At 64.3% G+C, this 20,796-nt stretch carries 23 protein-coding genes and 2 pseudogenes; 15 read left to right on the top strand and 10 right to left on the bottom strand.

Annotated features, from left to right (window positions below):
- Positions 1–22 precede the first annotated feature (22 nt).
- Positions 23–238 carry a 50S ribosomal protein L31 gene (gene rpmE, locus ACKLLE_RS10195; protein ID WP_009396819.1) on the bottom strand — a complete coding sequence of 72 codons (216 nt, stop codon included), beginning with the start codon at positions 236–238 and terminating at the stop codon, positions 23–25.
- A gap of 170 nt (positions 239–408) precedes the next feature.
- Here rpmE and ACKLLE_RS10190 point away from each other — a divergent pair, with 170 nt between their 5' ends.
- From ACKLLE_RS10190 to ACKLLE_RS10180, 3 genes are all read left to right on the top strand, one after another.
- Positions 409–2,628 carry a primosomal protein N' gene (locus tag ACKLLE_RS10190; RefSeq protein WP_009396818.1) on the top strand — a complete coding sequence of 740 codons (2,220 nt, stop codon included), beginning with the start codon at positions 409–411 and terminating at the stop codon, positions 2,626–2,628.
- A gap of 105 nt (positions 2,629–2,733) precedes the next feature.
- Positions 2,734–4,470, top strand: a complete 1,737-nt coding sequence (argS, locus tag ACKLLE_RS10185; RefSeq protein WP_064301175.1) for an arginine--tRNA ligase — start codon at positions 2,734–2,736, stop codon at positions 4,468–4,470.
- Between the two features lies 1 nt (position 4,471).
- Entirely contained in the window at positions 4,472–5,161 is a 690-nt protein-coding gene (locus ACKLLE_RS10180; protein ID WP_009396816.1) for an SPOR domain-containing protein, read from the top strand.
- A gap of 48 nt (positions 5,162–5,209) precedes the next feature.
- On the opposite strand, the gene ACKLLE_RS10175 is transcribed toward ACKLLE_RS10180, so the two are convergent.
- Positions 5,210–5,629: an NINE protein gene (locus tag ACKLLE_RS10175; protein WP_420057830.1), complete on the bottom strand. Its 420-nt coding sequence runs from the start codon at positions 5,627–5,629 to the stop codon at positions 5,210–5,212.
- Positions 5,630–5,785: 156 nt separating this feature from the next.
- Here ACKLLE_RS10175 and ACKLLE_RS10170 point away from each other — a divergent pair.
- The 11 genes and pseudogenes from ACKLLE_RS10170 to ACKLLE_RS10120 form a co-directional block, all read left to right on the top strand.
- Positions 5,786–5,903: pseudogene (locus tag ACKLLE_RS10170) on the top strand (peptidase P60); the annotation flags it as partial.
- An 80-nt stretch (positions 5,904–5,983) separates the two neighbouring features.
- Positions 5,984–6,418, top strand: a pseudogene (locus ACKLLE_RS10165) (C40 family peptidase); the annotation flags it as partial.
- A 181-nt stretch (positions 6,419–6,599) separates the two neighbouring features.
- Positions 6,600–7,286 (top strand): YggS family pyridoxal phosphate-dependent enzyme, encoded by a 687-nt coding sequence (locus tag ACKLLE_RS10160; RefSeq protein WP_420057828.1) that lies wholly within the window; start codon positions 6,600–6,602, stop codon positions 7,284–7,286.
- 38 nt (positions 7,287–7,324) lie between these two features.
- Positions 7,325–8,143, top strand: coding sequence for a pyrroline-5-carboxylate reductase (gene proC / locus ACKLLE_RS10155; protein WP_064301172.1), 819 nt, complete (start codon positions 7,325–7,327; stop codon positions 8,141–8,143).
- A gap of 10 nt (positions 8,144–8,153) precedes the next feature.
- On the top strand, positions 8,154–8,744 hold the full coding sequence (locus ACKLLE_RS10150) for a YggT family protein (RefSeq protein WP_009396807.1): 591 nt from the start codon (positions 8,154–8,156) through the stop codon (positions 8,742–8,744).
- 170 nt (positions 8,745–8,914) lie between these two features.
- On the top strand, positions 8,915–10,054 hold the full coding sequence (metX, locus tag ACKLLE_RS10145; RefSeq protein WP_420057827.1) for a homoserine O-succinyltransferase MetX: 1,140 nt from the start codon (positions 8,915–8,917) through the stop codon (positions 10,052–10,054).
- A gap of 7 nt (positions 10,055–10,061) precedes the next feature.
- The gene (gene metW, locus ACKLLE_RS10140) at positions 10,062–10,682 is read left to right on the top strand and encodes a methionine biosynthesis protein MetW (protein ID WP_009396803.1); all 621 of its coding nucleotides are present in this window, start codon (positions 10,062–10,064) and stop codon (positions 10,680–10,682) included.
- Between the two features lie 27 nt (positions 10,683–10,709).
- A complete protein-coding gene (locus tag ACKLLE_RS10135) occupies positions 10,710–11,144 on the top strand; it encodes a DUF4426 domain-containing protein (RefSeq protein ID WP_009396801.1) in 435 nt (144 codons plus the stop codon).
- On the top strand, positions 11,141–11,737 hold the full coding sequence (gene rdgB / locus ACKLLE_RS10130; RefSeq protein WP_009396799.1) for an RdgB/HAM1 family non-canonical purine NTP pyrophosphatase: 597 nt from the start codon (positions 11,141–11,143) through the stop codon (positions 11,735–11,737). Before ACKLLE_RS10135 ends, rdgB begins: the two co-directional genes overlap by 4 nt.
- Positions 11,734–12,948, top strand: coding sequence for a radical SAM family heme chaperone HemW (hemW, locus tag ACKLLE_RS10125; RefSeq protein WP_420057825.1), 1,215 nt, complete (start codon positions 11,734–11,736; stop codon positions 12,946–12,948). The genes rdgB and hemW overlap by 4 nt, the downstream gene beginning before the upstream one ends.
- Positions 12,949–12,957: 9 nt before the next feature.
- The gene (locus tag ACKLLE_RS10120) at positions 12,958–13,284 is read left to right on the top strand and encodes a DUF3392 family protein (RefSeq protein ID WP_009396795.1); all 327 of its coding nucleotides are present in this window, start codon (positions 12,958–12,960) and stop codon (positions 13,282–13,284) included.
- A 97-nt stretch (positions 13,285–13,381) separates the two neighbouring features.
- Here ACKLLE_RS10120 and trmB read toward each other — a convergent pair whose 3' ends face one another.
- The 4 genes from trmB to ACKLLE_RS10100 form a co-directional block, all read right to left on the bottom strand.
- On the bottom strand, positions 13,382–14,107 hold the full coding sequence (gene trmB / locus ACKLLE_RS10115; RefSeq protein WP_009396793.1) for a tRNA (guanosine(46)-N7)-methyltransferase TrmB: 726 nt from the start codon (positions 14,105–14,107) through the stop codon (positions 13,382–13,384).
- 9 nt (positions 14,108–14,116) lie between these two features.
- Positions 14,117–14,911, bottom strand: a complete 795-nt coding sequence (locus ACKLLE_RS10110) for a thiazole synthase (RefSeq protein WP_009396791.1) — start codon at positions 14,909–14,911, stop codon at positions 14,117–14,119.
- Positions 14,912–14,961: 50 nt separating this feature from the next.
- Positions 14,962–15,162: a sulfur carrier protein ThiS gene (gene thiS / locus ACKLLE_RS10105; RefSeq protein ID WP_009396789.1), complete on the bottom strand. Its 201-nt coding sequence runs from the start codon at positions 15,160–15,162 to the stop codon at positions 14,962–14,964.
- Between the two features lie 102 nt (positions 15,163–15,264).
- Positions 15,265–15,636 carry a DUF423 domain-containing protein gene (locus ACKLLE_RS10100; RefSeq protein WP_064301168.1) on the bottom strand — a complete coding sequence of 124 codons (372 nt, stop codon included), beginning with the start codon at positions 15,634–15,636 and terminating at the stop codon, positions 15,265–15,267.
- A gap of 68 nt (positions 15,637–15,704) precedes the next feature.
- Between ACKLLE_RS10100 and mtgA the strand changes: the two genes are divergently transcribed.
- The gene (gene mtgA / locus ACKLLE_RS10095; protein ID WP_064301167.1) at positions 15,705–16,406 is read left to right on the top strand and encodes a monofunctional biosynthetic peptidoglycan transglycosylase; all 702 of its coding nucleotides are present in this window, start codon (positions 15,705–15,707) and stop codon (positions 16,404–16,406) included.
- 81 nt (positions 16,407–16,487) lie between these two features.
- Here mtgA and rpoH read toward each other — a convergent pair whose 3' ends face one another.
- From rpoH to ftsY, 4 genes are all read right to left on the bottom strand, one after another.
- On the bottom strand, positions 16,488–17,342 hold the full coding sequence (gene rpoH / locus ACKLLE_RS10090; RefSeq protein ID WP_009396783.1) for an RNA polymerase sigma factor RpoH: 855 nt from the start codon (positions 17,340–17,342) through the stop codon (positions 16,488–16,490).
- A 110-nt stretch (positions 17,343–17,452) separates the two neighbouring features.
- Positions 17,453–18,478 (bottom strand): permease-like cell division protein FtsX, encoded by a 1,026-nt coding sequence (gene ftsX / locus ACKLLE_RS10085; RefSeq protein WP_009396781.1) that lies wholly within the window; start codon positions 18,476–18,478, stop codon positions 17,453–17,455.
- Positions 18,475–19,146 (bottom strand): cell division ATP-binding protein FtsE, encoded by a 672-nt coding sequence (gene ftsE, locus ACKLLE_RS10080; RefSeq protein ID WP_009396779.1) that lies wholly within the window; start codon positions 19,144–19,146, stop codon positions 18,475–18,477. Before ftsE ends, ftsX begins: the two co-directional genes overlap by 4 nt.
- Positions 19,143–20,576 (bottom strand): signal recognition particle-docking protein FtsY, encoded by a 1,434-nt coding sequence (gene ftsY, locus ACKLLE_RS10075; RefSeq protein WP_420057823.1) that lies wholly within the window; start codon positions 20,574–20,576, stop codon positions 19,143–19,145. Before ftsY ends, ftsE begins: the two co-directional genes overlap by 4 nt.
- Between the last annotated feature and the right edge of the window lie 220 nt (positions 20,577–20,796).

Genomic DNA, 20,796 nt, shown 5'->3' with positions numbered 1-20,796 from the left:
GCGGGTAACCCCACGCGCAAACTTACTTCTTGGTGCCGAACATGCCGAAACGGTCGGCGAACTTCTGTACGCGGCCGCCGGTGTCCAGGACTTTCTGCTTACCGGTGTAGAACGGGTGGCACTCGGAGCAAACGTCGATCGCCATTGGCTTGGCCAGGGTCGAACGGGTTTCGAACTTGTTGCCGCAGGAGCAGGTCACAGCGACGACTTCGTAATTCGGGTGAACTTCTGGTTTCATGGTGAAACTCCTCGACTGCGTGCCGCCACCCAACACCATTGTTGAATACCGCACGTAATTAGGCGGCGAATAATACCAGAGGCTGTCCTCAACGCAAGATGTCGCTCGCACCGACCGTCGTCTGCTAGGCTCGCCGGCACCTGGTACCAGCCCTACAGAGAACAACGCGCGTGTCCGACGTCATCCTTCGCCTTGCCCTGCCTTCGCCTTTGCGCAGGCTGTTCGACTACAGGGCCACGGCAAACATGGCCCGCCAGGCGCTGACGCCCGGCATGCGCGTGCGCGTGCCCTTCGGGCGCCGAGAGATGATCGGCATCCTCGTGGAGGTGGCCGAACACAGCGAAGTCCCTGCCGACAAGCTGAAACCGGCGATTGCCCTGCTCGACCCGGTCTCGCCCCTGCCACCGGCGCTGTTCAAGCTGTGCCTGTGGACCGCCCAGTATTACCAGCACAGCCTCGGCGACACCCTGAGCTGGGCGCTGCCGGTGCTGCTGCGCCAGGGCGAACCCGCCGAGGCGCGACAGGAGCGCTTCTGGCAGGTCGCGTCGAATGCGCGCCTGGACGATCCGCGCATCGCCCGCGCGCCACGCCAGCGCGAAGCCCTGAATACCCTGGCGCAACATCCCCACGGCGTTGCCCATGGCCTGCTCGGCAAACTGGGGCTGAGCAAGGACAGCCTCGACCTGCTGCTGGCCAAGGAACTGGTCCAGGTGGAAGTGCGCCGCCACGCCCCGCAGGCACGCCATGAACACTGGCTGGCCCAGCCGGAACTGCCCCTGAACGATGAGCAGCGCGCCGCCTTCCATGCCGTGCGCGCCGGGTTCGGCGCCTTCCACGCCTTTCTCCTGGCCGGCGTGACCGGCAGCGGCAAGACCGAGGTCTACCTGCAGCTGATCCGCGAAACCCTCGAAGCCGGCAAGCAGGCGCTGGTGCTGATCCCGGAGATCAACCTCGGCCCGCAGACCCTGGCGCGCTTCGAGCAGCGCTTCAACGCCCGCATCGCCCTGCTGCATTCGGCGGTCAACGACCGCGAACGCCTGGATGCCTGGCTCGCTGCACGCGACGGCGAGGCCGATATCATCATCGGTACCCGCTCGGCGCTGTTCACGCCGATGAAGAACCCGGGCCTGATCATCATCGACGAGGAGCACGACGGCTCCTATAAACAGCAGGAAGGCCTGCGCTACCACGCCCGCGACCTGGCCCTGGTGCGTGCGCGGCAGGAGAACATCCCGATCCTGCTGGGCTCGGCGACGCCGTCTCTGGAAAGCCTGCACAACGCTCATTCCGGCCGTTACGGCCTGCTGCGCCTGAACCATCGTGCCGGTGGCGCCCAGGCACCGCGATTCCTGCGCCTGGATGTAAAAAGCCGGCCACTGGACAGCGGCATCAGCGGCCCGATGCAACAGGCCATCGGCCAGACGCTCGCGGCCGGCCAGCAGGTGCTGGTGTTCCTCAACCGCCGCGGTTTCGCCCCGACCCTGCTGTGCCACGATTGCGGCTGGCTATCCGAGTGCCCCCGCTGCGACGCACGCATGACCGTGCACCAGCGCTCCGGCGAATTGCGCTGTCATCACTGCGGCTATGACGAGCGCGTACCGCGCCAGTGCCCGCAATGCAGCCACGTCGACCTGCGTCCGGTGGGTGCCGGTACCGAACGGGCCGAGGAACGCCTGGGCATCCTGTTCCCGGATTACCCGGTGTTGCGGGTGGACCGCGACAGCACCGCGCGCAAGGACGCGATGAACCAGCTGTTCGCCACCATCCAGCGCGGCCAGCCGTGCATCCTGGTCGGCACGCAGATGCTCGCCAAGGGCCATCACTTCCCGCGGGTGACCCTGGTGGCCATCCTCGATGCCGATGGCGGCCTGTTTTCCGGCGACTTCCGCGCCAGCGAGCGCATGGCGCAACTGATCGTCCAGGTCGCCGGGCGCGCCGGACGCGCCGAGGAACCGGGCAAGGTGATCATCCAGACCCACCTGGCCGACCATCCTTTATTGGTGCAACTCACCGAGCAGGGTTATTTCGCCTTCGCCGAACAGGCCCTGAGCGAGCGCCGCGCCGCAGGCCTGCCGCCGTTCGCCCACCTGGCCCTGCTGCGTGCCGAAGCACACAAGCCAGGCCAGGCGGAAGGTTTTCTCGACGAAGCCTGCTCCGCCGCCGAACGTTTGCTCGCCGAACAGGGTCTGCATGGCATCGAATTGCTTGGTCCGGTGCCTGCACCGATGGAGCGCCGTGCGGGCCGCTACCGTGCCCAACTGCTCTTGCAGGCCAATGCACGAGCGCCGCTGCACCGGCTGATCGCTGCGTGGCTGCTAGTGTTGGAGGGGCTGCCGAGCGGTCGCCAGGTGCGCTGGTCCATCGACGTGGACCCCGTGGACCTGTACTGAGCCCGGCCCCAAAAGGTTGGCAACCCGCGCCGGGCAACGGATAATGCCCAGTTTTTCCACCTGCGCCCCGAAGCGCCACCGCGCTTGCGGTCGAAAGAGAATCCCATGAAAGACACCATTCGCCAGCTCATCCAGCAAGCCCTGACCCGACTCACCGCCGACGGTGTGCTGCCTGAAGGGCTGTCGCCGGCGATCCAGGTGGAAAACGCCCGGGACAAGACCCACGGTGATTTCGCCAGCAACATCGCCATGATGCTGGCCAAGCCGGCCGGCCTGAAACCGCGCGACCTGGCCGAGAAGATCATCGCCGCGCTGCCGGCCGATGCGCAGGTGAGCAAGGTCGAGATCGCCGGCCCCGGCTTCCTCAACTTCTTCCAGAACACCCAGGCCCTGGCTTCGCGCCTGGATGCCGCCCTGGCCGACGCCAAGCTCGGCGTGCACAAGGCCGGCGCCAGGCAGAAGGTGGTCGTCGATCTGTCCGCGCCGAACCTGGCCAAGGAAATGCACGTTGGCCACCTGCGTTCCACCATCATCGGCGACGCCGTGGCCCGGGTCCTTGAGTTTCTCGGCGACGAGGTGATCCGGCAGAACCACGTCGGCGACTGGGGCACCCAGTTCGGCATGCTGATGGCCTACCTGGAAGAAAACCCGATCACCAGCGACGAGCTGTCGGACCTCGAGAACTTCTATCGCGCGGCGAAGAAGCGTTTCGACGAATCCCCCGAGTTCGCCGACCGTGCCCGCGCCCTGGTGGTCAAGCTGCAGGCCGGCGACGCCGAGTGCCTGAAGCTGTGGACCCGCTTCAAGGACATTTCCCTGTCCCACTGCCAGAAAACCTACGAGTTGCTCAACGTCAAGCTGACCATGGCCGACGTCATGGGCGAGAGTGCCTACAACGACGACCTGCCCAACGTGGTCAACGACCTCAAGGCCAAGGGCCTGCTGGTCGAGAGCAACGGCGCCCAGTGCGTGTTCCTCGAAGAATTCAAGACCGCCGACGGCGAGCCGCTGCCGGTGATCGTGCAGAAGGCCGACGGCGGCTATCTCTACGCCACCACCGACCTGGCCGCCCTGCGCTACCGCAGCAACGTGCTGCATGCCGACCGCGCCCTGTACTTCGTCGACCAGCGCCAGGCCCTGCACTTCCAGCAGGTGTTCGAGGTCGCACGCCGCGCCGGCTTCATCACTCACCCGATGCAGACCGAGCACATGGGTTTCGGCACCATGAACGGCGCCGACGGCCGCCCGTTCAAGACCCGTGACGGCGGCACCGTGAAGCTGATCGACCTGCTGACCGAGGCCAAGGAGCGCGCCTACACCCTGGTCAAGGAAAAGAACCCGGAGCTGCCGGAAGACGAGCTGCGCGCCATCGCCAAGGTGGTCGGTATCGACGCGGTGAAATACGCCGACCTGTCCAAGCACCGCACCAGCGACTACAGCTTCAACTTCGACCTGATGCTGAACTTCGAAGGCAACACCGCGCCCTACCTGCTGTACGCCTATACCCGCGTCGCCGGCGTGTTCCGCAAGCTGGGCAAGGACTTCAGCGAAGTCGATGGCCAGATCGTGCTGCAGGCCCAGCAGGAACAGGACCTCGCCGCGCGCCTGGCGCAATTCGCCGAGATCCTCAACAACGTCGCAGAGAAAGGCACCCCGCACGTCCTGTGCAGCTACCTGTACGATGTCGCCGGCCTGTTCTCCAGCTTCTACGAGAACTGCCCGATCCTCGCAGCGGAAACTCCGCAACAGCAGCAAAGCCGCCTGCGCCTGGCCGCCCTGACCGGCCGCACCCTGAAACAGGGCCTGGAGCTGCTGGGCCTGGAAACCCTGGAGCGCATGTAAGTTGGCTGCCAAGAAAAAACCTGCTCCCAAGCGCGGCGCCAGCCGCAACCAGCCGGCGGCGAAGAAGCCGATTCCGGGCTGGATGTGGCTGGCGGCCGGCCTGACCATCGGCGCGTTCATCGTCTTCCTGATGAAGCTGGAGCCGGGCCGCGATGAGGTGAAGCGGGAGAAGCCCGAGCAGCAGAAAGCCGAGAAGATCGCCGAGGCCAACAAGACCCCGCCAAGCCCGCAGGCGCCGGTCAAGCCGAAGTACGACTTCTACACCTTGCTGCCGGAGTCGGAAGTCATAGTGCCGCCGGAAGCGGTGCCGGAGAAAACCCCGCCGGTCCCTGCGCAACCACCGGTAACCCCGGCCGAAGCCGCGAAGATCGACACGGCACGGGCGCAGGCCGCGCTCAATGGCGAAACGCCGCCGCCAGCGCCACCGGTGATCAAGCCCGCAGCCACCACGCAGTTCTATCTGCAGGCTGGCTCGTTCCGCAAACAGGCGGACGCGGACAAGGTTCGGGCACAGATCATCCTGCTCGGGCAATCGGTGCAGGTAGAGTCCGGCACGGTGAAGGAAGAGACCTGGTACCGCGTGCTGGTCGGCCCGTTCAGCAACCGCGAACAGCTGACCGTAGCGCAGAAGCAACTGGCCGGCAGCGGCTTCAACAACCTGCTGTTGCAGCAGCGCCAGACCCGTCAGTAATCCCCGCCGCACACAAAAAGGCCCTGATGCGAATCAGGGCCTTTTTGCTTAGTAGCGCTCTTGCGCGTTCTTCATCGAAATCTGGGTATTCAGCGTCCAGAAATCGTAAAGCACGCCGATCAGGAACAGGCCGCCGGTGAACAGGTAGATCAGCCCGGTGATCCACTTGCCCATGAACATGCGGTGCACACCGAAGACCCCGAGGAAGGTCAGCAGCAGCCAGGTGATGCTGTAGTTGACCGGCCCGGCATGGAAGCGCAGGTCGGCTTCGCGGTCCATGGCCGGGATCAGGAACAGGTCGATGATCCAGCCGATGCCCAGCAACCCCAGGGTGAAGAACCAGATGGTGCCCGTCACCGGCTTGCCGTAGTAGAAGCGATGCGCCCCGAGAAAACCGAAGATCCATAGCAGGTAGCCGATGACCTTGCTGTGCGTATCCGGGCGTCCTGCGTTTTGATAACCGTTCATTCATAGCCTCGAGGGGTTAGGAAAAAAATATCTAAAAATGATGTGACTTTTTTGGAACTTACCGACGTATGACAGTTCCGAGACGACCAGCGGACCAGAAACTGACAAAAAAGCTGTTATAAAGTTGCGCGCCAACACCTACAAGAGCCTTGCCTAATGCGTTCTTTTTTCAAGACATGGCTGACCATTTGCCTATTGATGCCACTGGCCGCCCACGCCACCAACCGTGAGCAACGTCTTCCCAACGGATATGTCGGCTATACCGCCAACGCCACCGCGGTTCGCTCGAACAAGAGTAGCTCCGGCAAATCCCATCTTTCTCGCCGGGCGACCCACGCCGCTGCCAGGCAGGTCGTCGCGCAGATGCCCGCCAGCCAGAGCAGCGACGTGCTCAGCCGCGCCGTCAACCAGCTGGGCACGCCCTATCGCTGGGGCGGCAGCACCCCGGGCAAGGGCTTCGATTGCAGCGGGCTGGTCAAGTACGCCTTCAACGACATCGACGAAGTAGACCTGCCGCGCACCTCCAATGCCATGGCCAACGGCGATCATGGCGTGAAGGTCGAGCGCAAGGACCTCAAGCCGGGGGACCTGCTGTTCTTCAACATTCGCAGCCGCCGCGTCAATCACGTGGCCATCTACCTGGGCAACGACCGCTTCATCCATGCCCCTCGTACCGGCAAGAACGTGACCATCGATACGCTGAACAAGCCGTACTGGCAAAAGCACTACGTGGTCGCCAAGCGCGTGTTGCCGCAACAGCAACAAGAGCTTCGCCTGGCCAAGCGCTGATCCTTCGGACCTGCACCGAACCCTGTGGGAGCGGGTTCACCCGCGATTGCGGTAGTGAGTTCACCGACGCCATCGCGGGTAAACCCGCTCCCACAGGGTCCGAGTCGCTCTCTCCAAGCGCTCCCCAAAGCCCGACAAGCGGGTAGAATGCCCCGGACCCAAAGCTGCCGGCATCGATCCCATGTCCACCCTAGCAGACAACCTTTCCACCCTCGCCGCCCGCATCCAGGCCGCCGCCACGGCAGCCGGTCGCGATCCGGCGGACATCCAGTTGCTGGCCGTGAGCAAGACCAAGCCCGCCAGCGCCGTGCGCGAAGCCTTCGCCGCCGGGGTACGCGACATCGGCGAGAACTATCTCCAGGAAGCACTGGGCAAACAGGCGGAATTGGCCGACCTGCCCTTGACCTGGCACTTCATCGGCCCCATTCAGTCGAACAAGACTCGCGCCATCGCCGAGCATTTCGATTGGGTACATTCGGTGGACCGACTGAAAATCGCACAACGCCTTTCCGAACAGCGCCCCGACCACCTGGCGCCGCTGAACCTGTGCCTGCAGGTCAACGTCAGTGGCGAGGCCAGCAAATCCGGCTGCACGCCACAGGAACTGCTGGCCCTGGCCCAGGCTGTTGCTGCGCTCCCCAGGCTGCGCCTGCGCGGCCTGATGGCAATTCCCGAACCCACCGACGACCGCGCCGCCCAGGATGCCGCCTTCGCCCGCGTGCGCGAATTGCAGGACAGCCTGGGCCTGGGCCTCGACACCCTGTCCATGGGCATGAGCCATGACCTGGAGAGCGCCATCGCCCAGGGCGCGACCTGGGTCCGCATCGGCACCGCGCTGTTCGGTGCCCGCGACTACGGCCAGGCCTGATCCATGCTTTTTTCCTTTTCTTCTCGCAAGGACCTGACATGAGCAAGACTCGTATTGCCTTTATCGGCGCCGGCAACATGGCCGCCAGCCTGATCGGCGGCCTGCGCGCCCAGGGCCTGGAAGCGGCGCAGATCCGCGCCAGCGACCCGGGCGCCGAACAGCGGGCGAAGATCCACGCCGAGCACGGCATCGACCTGTTCGAAAGCAACGCCGACGCCATCGAGGGTGCCGACGTGGTGGTGCTGTCGGTCAAGCCACAGGCGATGAAAGCCGTCTGCGAAGCACTCAAACCGAGCCTGAAGCCCGGACAGCTGGTGGTCTCGATCGCCGCCGGCATCACCTGCGCCAGCATGAAAAAATGGCTCGGCGCCCAGCCCATCGTGCGCTGCATGCCCAATACGCCGGCCCTGCTGCGCCAAGGCGTCAGCGGCCTGTACGCCACCGACGAAGTCAGCGCCGAGCAGCGCCAGCAGGCCGAGCAACTGCTGTCGGCCGTAGGCATCGCCCTGTGGCTGGACAGCGAGGCCCAACTGGATGCGGTCACCGCCGTCTCCGGCAGCGGCCCGGCCTACTTCTTCCTGCTGATCGAGGCAATGACCGCCGCCGGCGAGAAGCTTGGCCTGTCCCGCGAGACCGCCTCGAAACTGACCCTGCAAACCGCCCTTGGCGCCGCCCACATGGCCGTGTCCAGCGATGTCGACGCTGCCGAACTGCGCCGCCGGGTAACCTCGCCAAACGGCACCACCGAAGCGGCGATCAAATCCTTCCAGGCCAACGGTTTCGAGGCCCTGGTAGAACAAGCACTGGGCGCCGCCGCGCACCGCTCGGCCGAAATGGCCGAACAACTGGGCAACTAAGGAGCCTTACATGATCGGATTGAGTTCCGCCGCCGTCTTCATCCTGCAGACCCTGGGCAGCCTGTACCTGCTGGTGATCATGCTGCGCTTCATCCTGCAACTGGTCCGCGCCGACTTCTACAACCCGCTGAGCCAGTTCGCCGTGCGCGCGACCCAGCCGCTGCTCAAGCCGATGCGCCGGATCATCCCCAGCGTGTTCGGCCTGGACATGTCCTCGCTGGTGCTGGCGATCATCGTGCAGATGCTGCTGATGGGCGTGATCCTGGTGCTGCTCTACGGCACTGCCGGCAATCCGCTGAGCCTGCTGATCTGGGCGCTGATCGGGGTCACCGCGCTGTTCCTCAACATCTTCTTCTACGCACTGATCATCAGCGTGATCCTCTCCTGGGTCGCCCCGGGCAGCCATAATCCGGGCGCGGAGCTGATCAACCAGATCTGCGATCCGTTCCTGGCGCCGTTCCGTCGCATCCTGCCGAACCTCGGCGGCCTGGACATCTCGCCGATCCTCGCGTTCATGGTGCTGAAGCTGATCGACATGCTGGTGATCAACAACCTGGCGCTGATGACCGGGATGCCGGAAGTGCTGCGTCGCCTGATCTGATTTAGCACGGACCTGTGGGAGCGGGTTCACCCGCGATGACGTTGGTGAATCCACCACCGCAATCGCGGGTGAACCCGCTCCCACATTGATCCGCGTCTCTGCAGCACATTGCTTGCCGCTCCCCCCGGTGGTCTTTAGACTGACGCGTCATTCACGCGTGAGCAGGGTCGATGTCCACTGTCCTTCCCGAAGATTCCGTCGGTCTGGTTACACCGCAAATCGCCCGGTTCGATGAACCGCTGGCCCTCGCCTGTGGCCGCTCGCTGGCCGCCTACGAGCTGATCTACGAAACCTACGGCACGCTCAACAGCACTGCCAGCAATGCCGTGCTGATCTGCCATGCGCTGTCCGGCCATCACCATGCCGCCGGCTACCACAAGCCCGACGACCGCAAGCCGGGCTGGTGGGACAGCTGCATCGGCCCAGGCAAGCCGATCGATACCAACCGCTTCTTCGTGGTCAGCCTGAACAACCTCGGTGGCTGCAACGGCAGCACCGGCCCGAGCAGCGTCAATCCGGCTACCGGCAAGCCCTACGGCGCGGATTTCCCCGTCCTGACCGTGGAAGACTGGGTACACAGCCAGGCGCGCCTGGCCGATCGCCTGGGCATCCAGCAGTGGGCGGCGGTCGTCGGCGGCAGCCTCGGCGGCATGCAGGCCCTGCAATGGACCATCACCTATCCGGATCGTGTACGGCATTGCGTGGACATCGCCTCGGCACCCAAGCTGTCGGCGCAGAACATCGCCTTCAACGAAGTGGCCCGCCAGGCCATCCTGACCGACCCGGAGTTCCACGGCGGCTCGTTCCAGGACCAGGGCGTGATTCCCAAGCGCGGCCTGATGCTGGCGCGCATGGTGGGGCATATCACCTACCTGTCCGACGACTCCATGGGCGAGAAATTCGGCCGCGAGCTCAAGAGCGACAAGCTCAACTACGACTTCCACAGCGTCGAGTTCCAGGTGGAAAGCTACCTGCGCTACCAGGGCGAGGAGTTCTCCGGGCGCTTCGACGCCAACACCTACCTGCTGATGACCAAGGCGCTGGACTACTTCGACCCCGCCGCCCGTCACGGCGGCGACCTGGCGGCGAGCCTGGCGCACGTGACCGCGGACTATTGCGTGATGTCCTTCACCACCGACTGGCGCTTCTCCCCGGCGCGCTCGCGGGAGATCGTCGATGCGCTGATCGCCGCGCGCAAGAACGTTTGCTACCTGGACATCGACTCGCCCTACGGCCACGACGCCTTCCTGATCCCGACGCCGCGCTACATCCAGGGCTTCACCAACTACATGAAACGCATCGTCTGCTGAGGACCCCATGAGAGCCGATTTGGAAATCATCCAGGACTGGATCCCCGCCGGCAGCCGCGTCCTCGACCTGGGTTGCGGTAACGGCGAGCTGCTCGCATCGCTGCGCGACAACAAGCAGGTCACCGGCTATGGCCTGGAAATCGACGCCGACAACATCGCCGAATGCGTGGCCAAGGGCGTCAACGTCATCGAGCAGGATCTCGACAAGGGCCTAGGCAACTTCGCCAGCAACAGCTTCGACGTGGTGGTCATGACCCAGGCCCTGCAAGCCGTGGAATACCCGGACCGGATCCTCGACGAAATGCTGCGGGTCGGCCGCCAGTGCATCATCACCTTCCCCAACTTCGGCCACTGGCGCTGCCGCTGGTACCTGGCGACCAAGGGTCGCATGCCGGTTTCGGACTTCATGCCGTATACCTGGTACAACACGCCGAACATCCACTTCTGCACCTTCGAGGACTTCGAGGCCCTGTGCAGCGAGCGCCGCGCCCAGGTACTGAACCGCCTGGCGGTGGACAATCGTCACCGCAACGGTTGGGGCGGCCGCCTGTGGCCTAATCTTCTAGGTGAGATCGGTATCTATCGTGTCAGCAGCCCCGGCCTGCAGGAGCACAAGGTCGCGGTATAACCGTCATCGAAATCGGAGGATAGGATCATGCGTCGTCTAGCCCTGTTGTTGATCAGCCTGTGCCTGGCCATGCCGGCACTGGCCGCCGATGCCGCGAAGCCGGAACGCAAGGAAGTGTTCGGCGACGTCACCGTGCATTACAGCGTGTTCAACTCGACCTTCGTGCAGCCCGCCACGGCCCAGGCCGCCGGGCTGGTCCGCAGCAAGAACCAGGGTGTGATCAACATTACCGTGCTCAAGGGCGGCAAGCCCGCAGTGGCCAATGTCAGCGGTACCGTCAGCGACCTGACCAGCCGCCAGAGCGCCCTGACCTTCAAGCAGGTCACCGACCAGGGCTCCATCTACTACCTGGCGCAGTTCCCGATCGAACAGGAAGAAAGCCGCACCTTCGCGATCAAGGTCGGCTCCGGTGACACCAGCAACGACTTCAGCTTCACTCAAACCGTATTCCCGGGCGAATGATGAATATCCAGCAACTCGTATTGGCCAGCCACAACGCCGGCAAACTCAAGGAACTGCAGGCCATGCTCGGTGACACCGTGCAACTGCGCTCCATTGGTGAATTCAGTAGCGTCGAGCCGGAAGAAACCGGCCTGTCGTTCGTCGAGAACGCCATCCTCAAGGCGCGCAATGCCGCGCGTATTTCCGGTCTGCCGGCACTGGCCGACGACTCGGGCCTGGCCGTGGACTTCCTCGGCGGTGCACCGGGCATCTACTCCGCGCGCTATGCCGACGGCAAGGGCGACGCGGCGAACAATGCCAAGCTGCTCGATGCATTGAAGGATGTACCGGAAGCCGAGCGCGGCGCGCAGTTCGTCTGCGTCCTGGCCCTGGTGCGGCATGCCGATGACCCGCTGCCGATCCTCTGCGAAGGCCTGTGGCACGGGCGCATTCTCACTGCTGCCAGCGGCGAGTACGGCTTTGGCTACGACCCGTTGTTCTGGGTGCCGGAAACCAACTGCTCCAGCGCCGACCTGGCCCCGGCCGACAAGAACCGATTGAGTCACCGCGCCCGTGCAATGAGCCTGCTGCGTCAACGTCTGGGCCTGGCATGACCGAAAAATCGCCAGCCCAGCCACTGCACGCGGACGAGGCAGGTTTCACCACTCAGGCACCACGGGCGGCGCTGCCGCAGCTTCCGCCCCTGGCGCTGTACATCCATATCCCGTGGTGCGTGCGCAAATGCCCGTACTGCGACTTCAACTCGCACACCGCCAGCGCCGACCTGCCTGAAGAGGAATACGTCGACGCGCTGCTGGCCGACCTGGAGCAGGAGCTACCGGCGGTCCATGGCCGGCCGATCAGCAGCATCTTCTTCGGCGGCGGTACGCCGAGCCTGTTCAGCGCCAAGGCCCTGGGCCGGCTGCTGGCCGGGGTCGAGCAACGCATTCCGTTCGCCAGCGATATCGAGATCACCCTGGAAGCCAACCCCGGGACCTTCGAGCAGGAGAAGTTCAAGGCCTACCGCCAGCTGGGCATCAATCGCCTGTCCATCGGCATCCAGAGCTTCCAGCAGAGCAAGCTTGAAGCCCTCGGGCGCATCCACAATGGTGACGAAGCGATTCGCGCGGCGGATATGGCGCGCAATGCCGGCTTCGACAACTTCAACCTCGACCTGATGCACGGCCTGCCGGACCAGACCCTCGATGAAGCCCTGGCCGATCTGCAGCAGGCCATCGACCTGGGTCCGACGCACCTGTCGTGGTACCAGCTGACCCTGGAGCCGAACACGGTGTTCTGGAACCAGCCGCCGGAGCTGCCGGAGGACGACATCCTCTGGGATATCCAGGAAGCCGGCCAGGCCCTGATGGCCCGTCACGGTTATCGCCAGTACGAAATCTCCGCCTACGCCCAGCCGGGCAAGGCAGCACGCCACAACCTGAATTACTGGAGCTTCGGCGACTTCATCGGTATCGGCGCCGGCGCCCACGGCAAGCTCAGCCACCCGGACGGGCGCATCCTGCGCACCTGGAAAACCCGTCTGCCCAAGGACTACCTGAACCCGGCCAAGGCCTTCAAGGCCGGGGAGAAGCTGTTGCCATTGGATGAACTGCCGTTCGAATTCCTGATGAATGCCCTGCGCCTGACCGACGGCGTGGAGACGGCACTCTTCAGCCAACGCACAGGGCTGCCGATGGACCAACTGAAGGAGGCTCGCCGCGAGGCCGAACAAAAGGGCCTTTTGCAAGTCGAACCGACGCGGCTGGTCGCCACGCCACGCGGCCAGTTGTTCCTCAATGACCTGTTGCAGTACTTCTTGACCTAAGGAAAGCGCATGGACCTGGTACTCGACCTGCTCTCGACCATCTCCCGCTGGAGCCGCAGCAATCTGTCGGAGATCTCCCTGGCTTTGGTGGGCTGTCTGCTGGTGCTATTCGGCACCGATATCAAAAGCTGGGTCGAAGGCCGCCTGGGCAACCTGGCCGGCGCCCTGCGCGTGCCGTTCATGGCGCTGCTGGTGCTGATCGGCAGCGGCGCTGCCTTGATCTACGCCACTCCGTGGGTGGTGCGGGGACTGAGCCAGTTCAACAACTATGCGCTGGCTCCGGTGTTGCTGGTGGTGCTGGTGTTGATCGGGGTGGTGGCCGATCGGCGGGGCTAAATCTCTAGGGCCTCATCGCGGGTGAACCCGCTCCCACAGGTTATGCAATCTCTGTGGGAGCGGGTTCACCCGCGATGAGGCCCTAAAGAGCGCTACATCAATCAGCCAGCTTCTCGAACTTCAAATCCCACACCCCATGCCCCAGGCGCTCACCACGGCGCTCGAACTTGGTGATCGGACGCTCTTCCGGCCGCGGCACATAGGCCCCGTCCGCCGCCTGGTTGCGGTAACCCGGCGCTGCACTCATCACTTCCAGCATGTACTCGGCATAGGGCTCCCAGTCGGTAGCCATGTGGAATACACCGCCGACCTTCAGCTTGCGCCGTACCAGCTCGGCGAATTCCGGCTGGACGATACGGCGCTTGTGATGCCGGCTCTTGTGCCATGGATCCGGGAAGAACAGCATCAGGCGATCGAGGCTGTTGTCGGCGACGCAGCGGTTCAGCACTTCGATGGCATCGCAGTCATACACCCGCAGGTTCTTCAGGCCCTGGGTCAGCACGCCGTTGAGCAGCGCGCCGACACCCGGACGATGCACCTCGACCCCGATGAAGTCCTGCTCCGGCGCGGCAGCCGCCATCTCCAGCAGGGAGTGGCCCATGCCGAAGCCGATTTCCAGGGTACGCGGCGCCGAGCGACCGAATACCTGGTCGTAGTCCACCGGGCTGTCGGCCAATTTGAGGATATACAGCGGGCCGCCCTGCTCCAGGCCACGTTGCTGGCCTTCGGTCATGCGCCCGGCGCGCATCACGAAACTCTTGATGCGGCGGTGCTGGCGCTCTTCGCCTTCTTCGGTGACAGGCGTTTCTTGCGATTCGGTCATCTGGGACTCTTACTTGATCAGGCCATCCAGCGGCGACGAGGCGCTGGCATAGAGTTTTTTCGGCATGCGGCCGGCGAGGTAAGCCATGCGACCGGCGATAATCGCGTGCTTCATGGCCTCGGCCATCATCACCGGCTGCTGCGCATGAGCGATGGCAGAGTTCATCAGCACCGCCTCGCAACCCAGCTCCATGGCGATGGTGGCGTCGGAAGCGGTGCCGACACCGGCATCCACCAGCACCGGGACCTTGGCTTCTTCGAGGATGATCTGCAGGTTGTAAGGGTTGCAGATCCCCAGGCCGGTGCCGATCAGGCCAGCCAGCGGCATGACCGCGATGCAGCCGGCTTCGGCCAGCTGGCGGGCGATGATCGGGTCATCGCTGGTGTAGACCATCACGTCGAAACCGTCCTTGACCAGCACTTCGGCGGCCTTGAGGGTTTCGATCACGTTGGGGAACAGGGTTTTCTGGTCGGCCAGCACTTCCAGCTTGACCAGGTTGTGGCCATCCAGCAGCTCGCGGGCCAGGCGGCAGGTGCGCACGGCTTCGACCGCGTCGTAGCAGCCGGCGGTGTTGGGCAGGATGGTGTAGCGGTCTGGCGGCAGTACGTCGAGCAAGTTCGGCTCGCCCGGGTTCTGGCCGATGTTGGTCCGGCGCACGGCGACGGTGACGATCTCGGCGCCCGAGGCCTCGATGGCCAGGCGGGTTTCTTCCAGGTCGCGGTACTTGCCGGTGCCGACCAGCAGGCGCGACTGGAAGGTACGACCGGCCAGGGTGAAGGGCTTGTCGCTACGAACGTTGCTCATCGTTGATCCTCTTGTGGGGGGAGGGACTTGCGGGTGGTCGCGGCTGGTTCCTAGCCGCCGCCGATGGCGTGGACCACCTCGACCTGGTCGCCCTCGCTGAGGGCGGTGCTCTCGTGCTGGCTGCGCGGCACGATGTCCAGGTTCAGTTCGACCGCCACCCGGCGCCCGGCCAGGTCGAGCCGGCCCAACAGGGCCGCGACGCTCTCGCCGTCGGGCAATTCGTAAGGTTCACCGTTCAGTTGGATGCGCATGCGCACGGCCGCCATTGTTTTCAGGGGCCCGCATTCTAGCGCCGATCAACGCCCGAACCCAAGGGTGGCCGGCACCATTCGTCACGATTTTCGACCCGTGAGTCAGCTCAGGCGCCAGGCCGTCAGGCCCAGGCACAGCCAGCCGGCAAGGAATGCCACGCCGCCCAGCGGGGTGATGATGCCGAGCTTGCCGACGCCGCTCAGGGTAAGCAGATACAGGCTGCCGGAAAACAGCAGGATGCCCAGGATGAACAGGCTGCCCGCCCAGGTGGTCAAGCGACCCGGCAAGTGCACGCTGAGGATGGCCACGCCGAACAGGGCCAGGGCGTGGATCAATTGGTAGGTCACGCCGGTCTGGAAGATCGCCAGGTACTCGGCACTGAGGCGGGCCTTCAGGCCATGGGCAGCAAAGGCGCCCAGGGCTACGCCGGTGAAGCCGAAAAAGGCCGCCAGCAAGAGGAAGCTGCGAAGCATGCGAAGAACTCCAAGGAGACACGGGCCTGTATAATGGCCCGCTCATCCGCCGCGGCCAAGCCATCATCATGCTGTCATCCGTTCTCCGCCGCCTTTTCCGTGCCGCGCTCTGGTTCGCCGCTGGCAGCGTCGTGCTGGTGCTGGTTTTCCGCGTCGTTCCGCCGCCGGGGACGGCGTTGATGGTCGAGCGCAAGATCGAGTCGTGGATCGACGGCGAGCCCATCGACCTGCAACGGGACTGGGAGCCCTGGGACAGGATCTCCGACGATCTGAAGGTTGCGGTGATCGCTGGCGAGGACCAGAAGTTCGCCAGCCACCATGGCTTCGACTTCACCGCCATCCAGGCGGCTCTGGCGCATAACGAACGGGGCGGAACCATCCGCGGCGCCAGCACCTTGAGCCAGCAGGTGGCGAAGAACCAATTCCTCTGGTCCGGCCGCAGCTGGCTGCGCAAGGGGCTGGAAGTATGGTTCACCGCGCTGATCGAGCTGTTCTGGTCGAAGGAGCGGATTCTCGAGGTCTACCTGAACAGCGCCGAGTGGGATGAAGGCGTGTTCGGAGCCCAGGCCGCAGCGCGACATCACTTTGGCGTGGATGCGAGCCGGTTGAGCCGGCAGCAGGCCAGCTTGCTGGCAGCGGTGCTGCCCAATCCGCGCAACTGGAGTGCCAGCCACCCGAGCACCTACGTGGCGCGGCGAGCCGGGTGGATTCGGCAGCAGATGAGCCAGTTGGGTGGGGATGGTTATCTGCAGCAGTTGCAGTCACGGTGATAGCGTCTGCTCCGGCCTCGTCGCTGGCAACAAAAAACCCGACCTTGCGAGTCGGGTTTTCTTTTTCCGGCTACCGGAGCGTCAAGCAGCGATCAAGGCCTTCACCTTGTTCATCGCGTTCTTCTCCAGCTGGCGGATACGTTCCGCGGAGACGCTGTACTTGGCCGCCAGGTCATGCAGGGTGGCCTTTTCCTCTGCCAGCCAACGCTGGTAGAGAATATCGCGGCTGCGCTCGTCCAGGCCTTGCAGGGCTTCATGCAGGTTGTTCGACGAGCTGTCGCTCCAGTCGGCATCTTCCAGTTGGCGAGCCGGGTCGTAGCGATGGTCTTCCAGATAGTTGGCCGGCGACTGGAAGGCGCTGTCGTCGTCGGCTTCGGACGCCGGGTCGAAGGCCATGTCCTGGCCGGTCAGGCGACTTTCCATTTCGCGGACTTCACGCGGCTCCACACCCAGGCTTTCAGCGACGCGATGCACTTCGTCGTTGTTCAGCCAGGCCAGACGCTTTTTCTGGCTGCGCAGGTTGAAGAACAGCTTGCGCTGGGCCTTGGTGGTCGCAACCTTGACGATGCGCCAGTTGCGCAGGATGAATTCGTGGATCTCGGCCTTGATCCAGTGCACCGCGAAGGACACCAGACGCACGCCCATTTCCGGGTTGAAGCGCTTGACCGCCTTCATCAGCCCGACGTTGCCTTCCTGGATCAGGTCGGCCTGGGCCAGCCCGTAGCCGGCGTAGCTGCGGGCGATATGTACTACGAAGCGCAGGTGCGCGAGCACCATTTGCCGAGCGGACTCAAGATTTTGCTCATAGTAGAGACTCTCGGCCAGTTCACGCTCCTGCTCGGCGGTCAGCAATGGAATGCTGTTCACCGTGTGCACGTAGGCCTCGAGGTTTGCACCCGGGACCAGCGCATAAGCAGGTTGCAAAGAAGTGGTCATACGAAAAAACCTCCGACTCACTGAACTCGTGCCCGTAGGCACTGCCATCATTGACCGGGAACCGCGAGACAAGTTCCCTCACTTGTATAGTCAATGCCGGCAAAAAGACACTATCGCGGGGCCAGCTCACTCAGGTGGCGAGCCACCGCGATCCATGCACCGATATACCCTAACAGCACCGCCCCAAGCAAGAGCGACAGACCATCGGCCGAGGGCACACCGGCCAGGGCGAAGTCGCTGCCATACAGCCCTGAAAGGTCGACCACCGCGTCATTCAGCCAGTTCAACCCGAATGCCAGTACTCCCCAGGACAGGATCCCCGCCCCCAGGCCATACAGCGCCCCCATATAAAGGAAGGGGCGGCGAACGTAGCTGTCGGTGCCGCCGACCAGCTTGATGACTTCGATTTCCGTACGGCGGTTCTCGATATGCAGGCGAATGGTATTGCCGATCACCAGCAACAGCGCCGACACCAGCAATACGGTCAGGCCGAAGACGAAACGGTCGCCCAGCTTGAGAATCGCCGCCAGGCGCTCGACCCAGACCAGGTCGAGCTGGGCCAGCTCCACATGGGGCAGCTCGGCCAGACGTTGACGCAGTGCGTCCAGCGCCGGCTTGTCGACCTCGTTCGGCGTCACCACCACCACACCCGGCAGCGGGTTTTCCGGCAGCTCGCGCAAGGCTTCGCCGAGGCCGGACTGCTGCTGGAACTCGTTCAGCGCCTGTTCGCGGCTGACGTATTCGGCATCCGCCACCCCGGGCAGTGTCCTGATCTGCTCGCGCAGCGCTTCACCGTCGCGCACGCTGGTATCCAGCTTGAGGTACAGGGAAATCTGTGCCGCGCGTTGCCAGGACCCGCCGAGCCGTTCGATATTGCTGAGGATCAACGACAGGCCCATGGGCAGGCTCAACGCCACCGCCATGACCAGGCAGGTGAAGAAACTGCCGATCGGCTGCTTGCCAAGGCGGCGCAGACTGTCCAGCAGGCTGGAGCGATGGCTTTCCAGCCAGGCGTGCAGCAGGGTGCGGAAATCCGGGCCGTCGTCGTCCTCGGCGCCCTTCTTTTTCTTCGGCTGCGGATCAGCCGGCTTCGGCGCCACCCGTTCGGATACTTTCGGACTGCGTGTCGCACTCATTGCCCGGCCTCCCCATCGCCGATCAGGCGGCCGCGCTGCAGCGTCAGCATGCGGTGACGCATGCGCGCGATCAGGGCCAGGTCGTGGCTGGCGATCAGCACGCTGGTGCCCAGGCGGTTGATATCTTCGAAAACACCCATGATCTCCGCGGCCAGGCGCGGATCGAGGTTACCGGTAGGTTCGTCCGCCAGCAGCAGGGCCGGACGGTGCACGATGGCGCGGGCGATGCCGACGCGCTGCTGCTGGCCGGTGGAAAGATCGCCGGGGAACAGCTCGGCCTTGTCCGAAAGCGCCACGCGCTCGAGCGCCGAATCGACCCGCTTGGCGATCTCGACCTTGGACAGGCCGAGGATCTGCAACGGCAAGGCGACGTTGTTGAACACGGTGCGATCGAACAGCAATTGGTGGTTCTGGAAGACCACGCCGATCTGGCGGCGCAGGAACGGGATCTGCGCAGTGCTGATCTGCCCCAGGTCCTGTCCGGCCAACAGCAGCTTGCCGCTGGTCGGACGCTCCATCGCCAGCAACAGGCGCAACAGGGTGCTCTTGCCGGCGCCGGAGTGACCGGTCACGAACAGAAACTCGCCCCGCCGCACCCGAAAACTCAACTCATGCAGGCCAACGTGACCATTCGGATAGCGTTTGGCGACCTGTTCGAATCGAATCATGGATGCTCCTGCTCGGCAAACAGTGCTTTAACGAAGGGTTCCGCCTCGAACGGACGCAGATCGTCGATCCCTTCCCCTACGCCAATATAGCGAATGGGCAGGCCGAACTGCTTGGCCAGGGCGAAGATCACCCCGCCCTTGGCGGTGCCGTCCAGCTTGGTCAGGGCCAGGCCCGTCAGTTCGACGCTCTGGTTGAAGTGCTTGGCCTGGTTGATGGCGTTCTGGCCGGTACCGGCGTCGAGCACCAGCAGGACCTCGTGCGGCGCATCGGCATCGAGCTTGCCGATGACCCGACGGACCTTCTTCAGCTCTTCCATCAGGTTGTCCTTGGTATGCAGGCGCCCGGCAGTGTCGGCGATCAGCACGTCGATGCCACGGGCCTTGGCGGCCTGCACGGCATCGAAGATCACCGAGGCCGAGTCGGCACCGGTGTGCTGGGCGATGACCGGGATATGGTTGCGCTCGCCCCACACCTGCAACTGCTCCACCGCTGCGGCGCGGAAGGTGTCGCCGGCGGCCAGCATGACCTTCTTGCCTTCGAGCTGGAGCTTCTTCGCCAGCTTGCCGATGGTCGTGGTCTTGCCGGCACCGTTGACGCCGACCACCAGGATCACGAACGGCTTGTTTTGCGATTCGATGCGCAGCGGCTGTTCGACTGGCTTGAGCAGTGCCGCCAGCTCGGCCTGCAGCGACTTGTACAGGGCGTCGGCGTCGGCCAGTTGCTTGCGCGCGACCTTCTGGGTGAGGTTCTGCACGATCAGCGAAGTAGCTTCGACACCGACGTCGGCGGTCAGCAGGCGGGTTTCGATTTCGTCGAGCAGGTCGTCGTCGATGGCCTTCTTGCCGAGGAACAGGCTGGCCATGCCTTCGCCGATGCTGGCGCTGGTCTTCGACAGGCCTTGCTTGAGGCGGGCGAAGAAGCCGGTACGGGTTTCTTCTGCAGCAGCAGGCGCCACCACAGGCGCAGCGACGACCGGTTCAGGCTCGGCCACGACCACCGGAGCGAGCGGTGCGGGCGCTGGAGCAACCACGGGAGCGGGCGGCGGAACCACTGCGGGAGCGGGTTGCGGCGCAGGCTGGGCAGCGACGGCGGGCAGTTCGGGAATCGGCGGCGGGGGTGTCGGCTCCAGGTCAGGCACCAGCGCTACCGGCTCTTCCGGCACCGGCAGGACCAGGCTGGACTCCGGCACGGGAGGCGGTGCAACAGGCGGCTCGACAATCGCCGGCGCGACAGGCTCGGGAGCGACCACCGGCGCAGCCGCGACCGGCACCTCCGCGATCGCTGCCGGAGCAGGTTCGGGAGCGTCAGGGGCCTGGGTTTCAGGCTGTTCGACAACAGGTTGCTGGGGCTTCTTGCGCAGCCAGCCGAACAGGCCTTTCTTTTCACCGGGGGCGCCCGGCGTTTTCTTGTCGTCGTTGGAACCAAACATGGAAGACGGCTATCTCAGGGTGGCGATGCGCCAGTGCGGCGCCTCAGAATTCTTTTGTAACGCAGAACAGACTCCTTTGAAGCCGGCTCGTTCGTGCGCGTCGTCTATTTTGTCGGGGGAGCCTTTGCGGCGACATCCTCGACAGGCATGGTCGCCAGGCAACCGGATCAGTATCCTAGCACCTCCTAGCCCGCCGACGCTAAGGCCAAGCGGGCAGCCC

This window comes from Pseudomonas bharatica, assembly GCF_048586865.1.
In the GTDB taxonomy this organism is placed as follows: Bacteria; Pseudomonadota; Gammaproteobacteria; order Pseudomonadales; family Pseudomonadaceae; genus Aquipseudomonas; species Aquipseudomonas bharatica.
Note: the sequence above shows the minus strand (reverse complement) of the source record. Positions and strands in the feature narration are given on the sequence as shown.